Annotated in this window: 8 protein-coding genes; 4 read left to right on the top strand and 4 right to left on the bottom strand. The window is 73.0% G+C overall.

Going from position 1 to position 8,144, the window contains the following annotated elements:
• Positions 1 to 2,394: Tex family protein (locus ACFCV8_RS34355; RefSeq protein WP_376689431.1), on the bottom strand; the 2,394-nt coding region annotated here is incomplete at its 3' end.
• A gap of 155 nt (positions 2,395 to 2,549) precedes the next feature.
• Positions 2,550 to 3,413: a hypothetical protein gene (locus tag ACFCV8_RS34350; RefSeq protein WP_376689430.1), complete on the bottom strand. Its 864-nt coding sequence runs from the start codon at positions 3,411 to 3,413 to the stop codon at positions 2,550 to 2,552.
• A 134-nt stretch (positions 3,414 to 3,547) separates the two neighbouring features.
• Here ACFCV8_RS34350 and ACFCV8_RS34345 point away from each other — a divergent pair, with 134 nt between their 5' ends.
• Both ACFCV8_RS34345 and ACFCV8_RS34340 read left to right on the top strand, forming a co-directional pair.
• A complete protein-coding gene (locus ACFCV8_RS34345; protein ID WP_376689429.1) occupies positions 3,548 to 4,510 on the top strand; it encodes a GlxA family transcriptional regulator in 963 nt (320 codons plus the stop codon).
• Between the two features lie 62 nt (positions 4,511 to 4,572).
• A complete protein-coding gene (locus tag ACFCV8_RS34340) occupies positions 4,573 to 5,208 on the top strand; it encodes a DJ-1/PfpI family protein (RefSeq protein WP_376689428.1) in 636 nt (211 codons plus the stop codon).
• A gap of 16 nt (positions 5,209 to 5,224) precedes the next feature.
• On the opposite strand, the gene ACFCV8_RS34335 is transcribed toward ACFCV8_RS34340, so the two are convergent.
• Positions 5,225 to 5,983: an enoyl-CoA hydratase/isomerase family protein gene (locus ACFCV8_RS34335; protein ID WP_376689427.1), complete on the bottom strand. Its 759-nt coding sequence runs from the start codon at positions 5,981 to 5,983 to the stop codon at positions 5,225 to 5,227.
• 80 nt (positions 5,984 to 6,063) lie between these two features.
• Here ACFCV8_RS34335 and ACFCV8_RS34330 point away from each other — a divergent pair, with 80 nt between their 5' ends.
• A complete protein-coding gene (locus ACFCV8_RS34330; RefSeq protein WP_376689426.1) occupies positions 6,064 to 6,690 on the top strand; it encodes an HdeD family acid-resistance protein in 627 nt (208 codons plus the stop codon).
• Between the two features lie 134 nt (positions 6,691 to 6,824).
• Positions 6,825 to 7,280 carry an ATP-binding protein gene (locus tag ACFCV8_RS34325; protein ID WP_376689425.1) on the top strand — a complete coding sequence of 152 codons (456 nt, stop codon included), beginning with the start codon at positions 6,825 to 6,827 and terminating at the stop codon, positions 7,278 to 7,280.
• A gap of 75 nt (positions 7,281 to 7,355) precedes the next feature.
• Here the strand turns inward: ACFCV8_RS34325 and idi are convergent, their stop codons facing one another.
• Positions 7,356 to 7,949 (bottom strand): isopentenyl-diphosphate Delta-isomerase, encoded by a 594-nt coding sequence (gene idi, locus ACFCV8_RS34320; protein WP_376689424.1) that lies wholly within the window; start codon positions 7,947 to 7,949, stop codon positions 7,356 to 7,358.
• Between the last annotated feature and the right edge of the window lie 195 nt (positions 7,950 to 8,144).

Here is an 8,144-nt window from a genome sequence, read left to right as displayed (position 1 = left end):
CTCCGGGTCGGCGAGACCGGCCCGACGCAGGGCGTCCGCCATCGCGCTGTTCACCGGCGCCGGGGCCTGCCGGGCCGCGCCGCCACCGCGCCGCTCGCGGTCCTGGCCACCGCCCTGCCCCTGCCCCTGCCCCTGGCGCTGCCGGGGCGGCCGGCCGCCCAGACCGCCGCGCTCACCGCGCTCGCGTCGCGCACCGCCACCCAGGGCACCCGCGCCGGCCGTCGCGTCGTCGTCCAGCCGCAGCGTCAGCGAGATCCGCTTCCGCGCCACGTCGACGTCCATGACCTTGACCTTCACGATGTCGCCCGGCTTCACGACGTCCCTCGGGTCCTTCACGAACGTCCGCGACATCGCCGACACATGGACCAGACCGTCCTGGTGGACGCCGACGTCCACGAACGCGCCGAACGCCGCGACGTTGGTGACGACCCCCTCCAGCACCATCCCGGACTCCAGGTCGCCGATCTTCTCGACGCCCTCCTTGAAGGTGGCCGTACGGAACGCGGGCCGCGGGTCGCGCCCCGGCTTCTCCAGCTCCTTCAGGATGTCGGTGACCGTCGGCAGACCGAACTTCTCGTCCACGAAGTCGTCGGCCCGCAGTGACCGCAGCACACTCGTGTTGCCGACCAGCGAGGCGACGTCGCCGCCCGACTTCCTGACCATCGCCCGCACCACCGGATACGCCTCCGGGTGCACGCTGGAGGCGTCCAGCGGGTCGTCGCCCCGGATGCGCAGGAAGCCCGCGCACTGCTCGTACGCCTTCGGGCCCAGCCGCGCCACGTCCTTCAGCGCCCTGCGGGAGAGGAAGGGGCCGTTGGCGTCGCGGTGCGCCACGATGTTCTCGGCGAGCCCCGCGCCGATCCCCGACACCCGCGAGAGCAGCGGCGCCGACGCGGTGTTGACGTCGACCCCGACACCGTTCACACAGTCCTCGACCACCGCGTCCAGCGAGCGCGAGAGCTTCACCTCGGACAGGTCGTGCTGGTACTGGCCGACCCCGATCGACTTCGGGTCGATCTTCACCAGCTCGGCGAGCGGGTCCTGCAGCCTCCGGGCGATGGAGACGGCGCCGCGCAACGACACGTCCATGTCCGGGAGTTCCTGCGAGGCGAAGGCCGAGGCCGAGTAGACGGACGCGCCCGCCTCCGAGACCATCACCTTGGTGAGCTTCAGCTCCGGGTGCTTGTCGATGAGTTCACCCGCGAGCTTGTCCGTCTCGCGGGACGCCGTGCCGTTGCCGATCGCGACCAGGTCGACCTCGTGGTCCTTCGCCAGCCGCGCCAATGTGGCCAGCGACTGGTCCCACTTGTTCGCCGGCACGTGCGGATGGATGACGTCCGTCGCGACGACCTTGCCGGTCGCGTCGACGACGGCGACCTTCACCCCGGTACGGAAACCCGGGTCGAGCCCCAGTGTGGCCCGCGTCCCGGCCGGGGCGGCGAGCAGCAGATCGCGCAGGTTCGACGCGAAGACGCGCACCGCCTCGTCCTCCGCCGCGGTGCGCAGCCGCAGCCGCAGATCGATGCCGAGGTGCACCAGGATGCGGGTCCGCCAGGCCCAGCGCACGGTGTCACCGAGCCACTTGTCACCGGGGCGGCCGCGGTCGGCCACCCCGAAGCGCCGGGCCACCAGACCCTCGTACGACGAGGGGCCGGGGGTGTCGGACGGCTCCTCCGGCTCCAGCACCAGATCGAGCACGTCCTCCTTCTCACCGCGCAGCATCGCCAGCACCCGGTGCGAGGGCAGCTCCGTGAAGGGCTCGGCGAAGTCGAAGTAGTCGGCGAACTTCGACCCCGCCTCCTCCTTGCCCTCCCGTACCCGGGCCGCCAGCCGGCCCCGCGACCACATGCGCTCGCGCAGCTCGCCGATCAGGTCGGCGTCCTCGGAGAACCGCTCGGTGAGGATGGCCCGGGCGCCCTCCAGCGCCGCCGCGGGGTCCGCCACACCCTTATCGGCGTCGACGAAGGCGGCGGCAGCGGCGAGCGGCTCGGCAGACGGGTCGCCGAGCAGCGCGTCGGCGAGCGGTTCGAGCCCGGCCTCCCGGGCGATCTGCGCCTTCGTGCGCCGCTTGGGCTTGAACGGCAGGTAGATGTCCTCCAGACGCGCCTTGGTGTCGGCGGCCCGGATCTGCGCCTCCAGCGCGGCGTCCAGCTTGCCCTGTTCGCGCACCGAGTCGAGGATCGCCGACCGGCGGTCCTCCAGCTCCCGCAGGTACCGCAGCCGCTCCTCGAGCGTGCGCAGCTGCGCGTCGTCGAGCATCTCGGTCGCTTCCTTGCGGTAGCGGGCGATGAACGGCACGGTCGATCCGCCGTCCAGCAGCTCGACGGCCGCCTTCACCTGCCGTTCGCGTACGCCGAGCTCCTCGGCGATCCTGCCTTCGATGGACGTCGTCACGGTTCTACCGACTCGCCTTCTCGTACGGGCTCTACTGGCTGTGCATGCCGGGGCGGGGCCCCTTCGCCCTGCATTGTGCCGGGTGGCCGGGCGCCGTGTCGCCCGGCCACCCCCGGTGTCGGCCGGACGGCGGCGCGGCCCGCTCCGATCGGATGTCAGCCCTTCCCGATCAGGTCGTCGGGGAACGCGCCGGCCGAGGCCGCCGCGACCAGGAAACCCTGCGACAGCTCCGTCAGCCGTGCCACACCCGCCGCGCCCAGATGCTCGTACGGCGCCGCGTCCAACCGGTCCGTGGTCTCCTCCAGCTCCGCCCGCAGCGCCAGGCCCGCCTCCGTCAGCTCGCCCGCGGCGTCCAGCACCCCGCGCCCGCGCAGCCGCTCGCGGGCCGCGTCCAGGTCCCCGGGCCCCCAGCCCCGGGTGGTCATCACCCAGCGCGGGGACATCCCCCGGCCGGTCGCGATGTGGCTGACCACCGACTCCAGCGGGTCGAGCCCGGCGGTCAGCAGCGCGGCCATGTGACCGTCGCCGCGGTGCTCGCGCAGCAGCGTCGCGGCGTGCCAGTACGCCAGGTGCGGCTCCTGCGGTACCGGAAGGTCGGCGTGGGCGGCGTACAGCGGACGCGCGTGCCGGGTGCACGCCTCGGTCGCGCGCAGCGCGAGAGAGGCCGCCTCGGCCATCTCCGGGGAGGCGATCACCGCCTCGCCCAGCAGCCGCCGCAGGGTGGCGTCGGCCGCGCGCAGCCGGGCGTCCAGGGCCGTCCCGGGCGGGACGGCGGACCACACGGCGGGCAGGTACCGGGTGATGAGCCGGTGATCGAAGTTGTGGAACGCCGCGGTGACGGGGCCCGGTCCCACGGCCCCCATCGCCGCCGCGCGCGAGGCGAAGTAGGCGGCGCTCCAGTCGTTCAGACCGAGCGCGGCGAACTCCCTGGCGAGATCCGGCGAGAAGTAGACCGTCGAGTGCAACGAGTTCAGGGGGTTGTGACAGCGGCGTCCGGCGCGCGGCGGCAGAGTACTCATGCCGGCACACTACCGACTGGTCGGTACGTGCCGTAACCCGGAAGCGGCCCCCCGAATCCGGAGCCGCGCGATGGCAGAAAAGGTGGGTTCTTCGTCATTGCGGCCACGTCCGGCGGCCGACCAGGATGGCCTCCATGACGCAGCGATCCGTACTCGTCGTCCTCTACGACGGCGTCCAGAGCCTCGATGTCACCGGGCCGGTGGAGGTCTTCGCCGGGGCCTCCCGTTTCCCCGGGGCCGGGTACGGACTGCGCACCGCCTCGCTCGACGGCGCCCCGGTCCGTACCTGCAGCGGCCTCGTCCTCGTCCCGGACAGCGGCCTCGCCGACGCCGAACCGCCCCACACCCTGCTCGTGCCCGGCGGCGAGGGCACCCGCGACCCCGACCCGGCACTCGTCGACTGGCTCCGCGAACACGCCCCGCGCGCCGAACGGCTCGTCTCCGTCTGCACCGGCGCGCTGCTGCTCGCCGAGGCCGGGCTGCTGGACGGGCACCGGGTGACCACGCACTGGACGGTCTGCGACCACCTCGCCCGCACCCACCCGGCCGTCGAGGTCGACCCGGACCCGATCTTCGTACGCGACGGCAGACTGGCCACCTCCGCCGGAGTGACCGCCGGGATCGACCTGGCCCTCGCACTGGTCGAGGAGGACCACGGCAGGGACATCGCGCTCACCGTCGCCCGGCACCTCGTGGTCTTTCTGCGCAGACCGGGCAACCAGGCCCAGTTCAGCGTCCAGCTCTCCGCCCAGGCCGCGCGGCGCGAACCCCTGCGCGAGCTCCAGCACTGGATCACCGAGAACCCCGGCGAGGACCTGTGCGTCGAGGCGCTCGCCGCCCGCGCCCGCCTCTCGCCCCGGCACTTCGCGCGCGCCTTCCGCGCCGAGACGGGCCTCACCCCGGGCCGGTACGTCGACCGGGTACGCCTGGAGCAGGCCCGCAGACTGCTGGAGGACACCACCGACGGTGTCACCGGGATCTCCCGTGCCTGCGGGTACGGCACCCCGGAGGCCATGCGCCGCGCGTTCGTCAGGGCCCTGGGCACCGCCCCCGCCGAATACCGCCGGCGCTTTCGCCCCCGTCCCGCGGCCGGCTGACCGCCGAACCGCACCCGATCGACAGCGAACCCGGAATCGACCGCGAAGGTGAAAGGGAACCCATGCAGATCGCCATCGTCCTCTTCGACCGCTTCACCGCACTCGACGCGGTGGGCCCGCACGAAATGCTCGCCCGCACCCCGGGGTCCGAGACCGTGTTCGTCGCCGGACGGACCGGCCCCGTGCGCAACGACACCGGCACTCTCACGCTCGTCGCCGAGCGGACCTTCGAGGAGGTTCCGGCACCGGACGTGGTGATCGTCCCCGGCGGACCCGGGCAGCGCGACCAGATGGAGAACGAGGCGCTGCTCGGCTGGCTGCGCACCGCCGATGCCACCAGCACCTGGACCACCTCCGTCTGCACCGGGTCGCTGCTGCTTGGCGCGGCCGGACTGCTGACGGGCCGACGGGCCACCTCGCACTGGCTCATGCTGGACGTACTGGCCGGACTCGGCGCCGAGCCGACCGGTGAGCGCGTCGTCGTCGACGGCAAGTACGTCACCGCGGCGGGCGTCTCCTCCGGCATCGACATGGGTCTCACCCTGGCCGGCCGGATCGCGGGCGACGAGCACGCCCGGGCCGTGCAGCTGCTGACCGAGTACGACCCGCAGCCGCCGTACGACGCGGGCTCGCCGGAGAAGGCCCCGGCGGAGCTGGTCGAGAAGTTCCGCGCCCAGCGCCACTACCTCCTCCAGTAGCGCGCGGGCCCGGGGCTCAGGCCCCGTCGGTCCAGGTGAAGCGCGGCGCGCGCCGCTCCAGGAAGGCGGCGACCCCCTCGGCGGTGTCGCCGCTGCGGCGCGCCTGCCGCGCCCAGTACTCCTCCCGCCCCTCCCGCCCGTCGGCGAACTCCTTCGCCGCCGCCTGCGTCAGCCGGGAGCGGGCCACCAGGGTCCGTACGTAGGCGGCGACCCGCCCGTCCAGACCGCCGGGCGGCAGCACCTCGTCGACCAGGCCGGTCCGCAGTGCCCGCGCCGTGTCGATCAGTTCGCCGGAGAACAGCAGGTGCTTCGCCGTGGCCGGTCCGGTCAGCGCCACCAGCCTGCGGGTCGACGACGCGGCGTACACGATGCCGAGCTTGGCCGGGGTGATGCCGAAGGACGAGCCCTCCTCGGCGAACCGCAGGTCGCAGGCGGCCGCCAGCTGACTGCCGCCGCCCACGCAGTAGCCGCGGATCGCCGCGATGGTGGGGCGGGGGAACGCGGCCAGCGCCTCCTCGGCCGCCACCGCGAGCGCCTGCGGATCGCTCCCCGGTCCGCCCAGCGAGGAGATGTCCGCGCCGGCGCAGAAGGTGTCCCCGGCACCGGTGAGCACCAGCACCCGGACCGCGTCCTCCTTCGCCAGCCGCTCCAGCAGGCCGGGCAGCGCGTGCCACATCGCGGTGGTCATCGCGTTGCGCTTGGCGGGGTTGTGGATGACGACGGTGGCGACGCCGTCCGCGACGGCGTGCTCCAGCCCGGATTCGGTGCGGTCCATGCGCCGGATGCTATCCGGCACGCGCGAACCTATGATCAAGAAGGGGTCGCCGGTCCGGCACGCACCGTGAGGAGCTTCCCATGGCCGATCCCGCAGCCGAGGGCAGGAGGCTGAGCCGCAGTTTCGGCTGGCTCGCCCTGCTCGGCACCATCCTCGTCGTGGCCGGTCTGGTCGGCCTCGTCTACACCGGCGTCGCGACGCTGACGTCGATGCTCCTGTTCGGCTGGCTGCTGCTGGTCGGCGGGATCGTCGGACTGCTGCACGCCATCGATTCGCGCGGCACCGAATACTTCTGGCTGGGTGTCGTGGTGGCCGCGCTGAACATCGCCGCCGGGGTCGTCGTCATCCGCCACCCGCAGGGCAGCGCGGAGGCGCTGACCATGTTCGCCGCGCTGCTCTTCCTCACCGGCGGGGTGTTCCGTCTCGTGGGCAGCGTGGTGGTGCGCGGCCCGCAGTTCGGCTGGACGCTGCTGCAGGGCGCCTTCGGCCTGCTGCTGGGCCTGCTGGTGCTCTTCGACTGGCCGCACAGCAGCCGCTACGTCCTCGGCCTCTTCTTCTCGCTGGCGCTGCTCTTCGACGGGCTCGGCCTGATCGCGACCGGGATCGGCGGTCGCCGGATCGTCTCGCTGGTCTCCGAGCAACAGAGGGTGACCGGAGGCCTTCCCCACCCACCCGGCACGGACGGGCACAACCGGTCCGAAGACTGAGCCACCGACGCATGGTCCGGTCAAAACACATCGATAGAAGTCGAATTCAGTTCACTGGCTCAGCCCGGGCCGGTTACGCCGCGCACTCTGTACCCGACGTGCAGTCACCACCGAGCGAGAGCGGGTACCGGACTATGGAGAGCCGCGGGAGTGTCCCCGCACGGCCCGTGCCGTACGAGGGAGTCTGGCGGTTCACCGCCCCGGCCGTGGACGTCTCCGTGCCGCGGGCTCGGCGCGCGGTGCGCGACCTGATCGCACGCCAGGGGGTCCCCCTGGACGAGGACGTGGCCGAAGGGCTGCTGCTCATCGTCTCCGAGCTGGTCACCAACGTGGTGAAGCACGCCGCGCTGCTCTCGCCGGAGCTCGCCGTCGAGGTGGCCGTCGGCGAGGAGTGGATCAGGGTGTCGGTCGAGGACAACCACCCCTACCGTCCGACGGCGCTGGAGACGGACCACGCCCAGACCGGCGGGCGCGGACTGCTGCTGGTCCGGGAGATCACCCGGGAGGCGGGCGGCGCCTGCGACGTGGAGCACACGGCCGGCGGCGGAAAGATCATCTGGGTGGCGCTGCCGCTGAACCCCCGGGCCTGAACCTCCCGGCCCGCCCCCCCGGGCGCCGGCCGGTCGCGCCCCGCCCGTGACGAGGCGTGACCGGCCGGGCGGCCGTCACCAGCCCGCGGACGGCCCGGTCAGCTCCCTGACCGCCGGACGCGCGGCGTCCAGCACGGTCATGAACCACGCCGAGAACGGCGCCTCGGCATGCCGCTCGACGAGCTCCGCGGCCGTCACGAACGCGACCTCGCCGACCTCCTCCGGGTCCGGGTCCGGCAGCTCCTGCGCCATTCCCACGAAGAGGTGGTTGAACTCCTGCTCGACCAGGCCGGAGGCCGGGTCCGGGTGGTTGTAGCGGACCGTGCCCGCCTCGGCCAGCAGCGAGGGCGAGATCCCCAGCTCCTCGTGCGTACGCCGGGCGGCGGCGGTGAACGGCGCCTCACCCGGGTACGGGTGGCCGCAGCAGGTGTTCGACCAGACACCGGGGGAGTGGTACTTCCCGAGCGCGCGGCGCTGGAGCAGCAGCCGGCCCTGCTCGTCGAAGAGGAAGACGGAGAAAGCGCGGTGCAGCCGACCGGGCGGCTGGTGGGCGGAGAGCTTCTCCGCCGTACCGATGGTGGTGCCGTTCTCGTCGACCAGTTCGAGCAAGATCTCTTCTGCTGCGCCGTTCGACGAGCTGTGTGCCGCGGTGGCTGGTGTGGTCGGCATACCCATCCTTCGCTATGGGCCCGGCCCGGTACGCCGGTCCCGTCGAGTCCGGACAAGTCTGCCGTACAAATGCGGCTTGTCCGCACCAAGGGCGTGTCTTGCCGATCATGGTCGGGCCGGGTCCGGCGGGGCCCCCCCGGGGGGGGCCCGCGGGGCCCGGGGAGACCCCCAAAGCGGCCGGGTAGACGGACGTGC

This window comes from Streptomyces sp. NPDC056347 (assembly GCF_042262625.1).
GTDB lineage: Bacteria > Actinomycetota > Actinomycetes > Streptomycetales > Streptomycetaceae > Streptomyces.
The sequence above is the reverse complement of the archived record's forward strand: the minus strand, read 5'-3'. Positions and strand labels throughout refer to the sequence as shown.

Excerpts from the sequence above, each read along its gene's own strand:
- ACFCV8_RS34350 (WP_376689430.1), bottom strand. The coding sequence starts at position 3,413 with ATGAGTACTCTGCCGCCGCGCGCCGGACGCCGCTGTCACAACCCCCTG.
- ACFCV8_RS34345 (WP_376689429.1), top strand. The coding sequence starts at position 3,548 with ATGACGCAGCGATCCGTACTCGTCGTCCTCTACGACGGCGTCCAGAGC.
- ACFCV8_RS34340 (WP_376689428.1), top strand. The coding sequence starts at position 4,573 with ATGCAGATCGCCATCGTCCTCTTCGACCGCTTCACCGCACTCGACGCG.
- ACFCV8_RS34335 (WP_376689427.1), bottom strand. The coding sequence starts at position 5,983 with ATGGACCGCACCGAATCCGGGCTGGAGCACGCCGTCGCGGACGGCGTC.
- ACFCV8_RS34330 (WP_376689426.1), top strand. The coding sequence starts at position 6,064 with ATGGCCGATCCCGCAGCCGAGGGCAGGAGGCTGAGCCGCAGTTTCGGC.
- ACFCV8_RS34325 (WP_376689425.1), top strand. The coding sequence starts at position 6,825 with ATGGAGAGCCGCGGGAGTGTCCCCGCACGGCCCGTGCCGTACGAGGGA.
- idi (WP_376689424.1), bottom strand. The coding sequence starts at position 7,949 with ATGCCGACCACACCAGCCACCGCGGCACACAGCTCGTCGAACGGCGCA.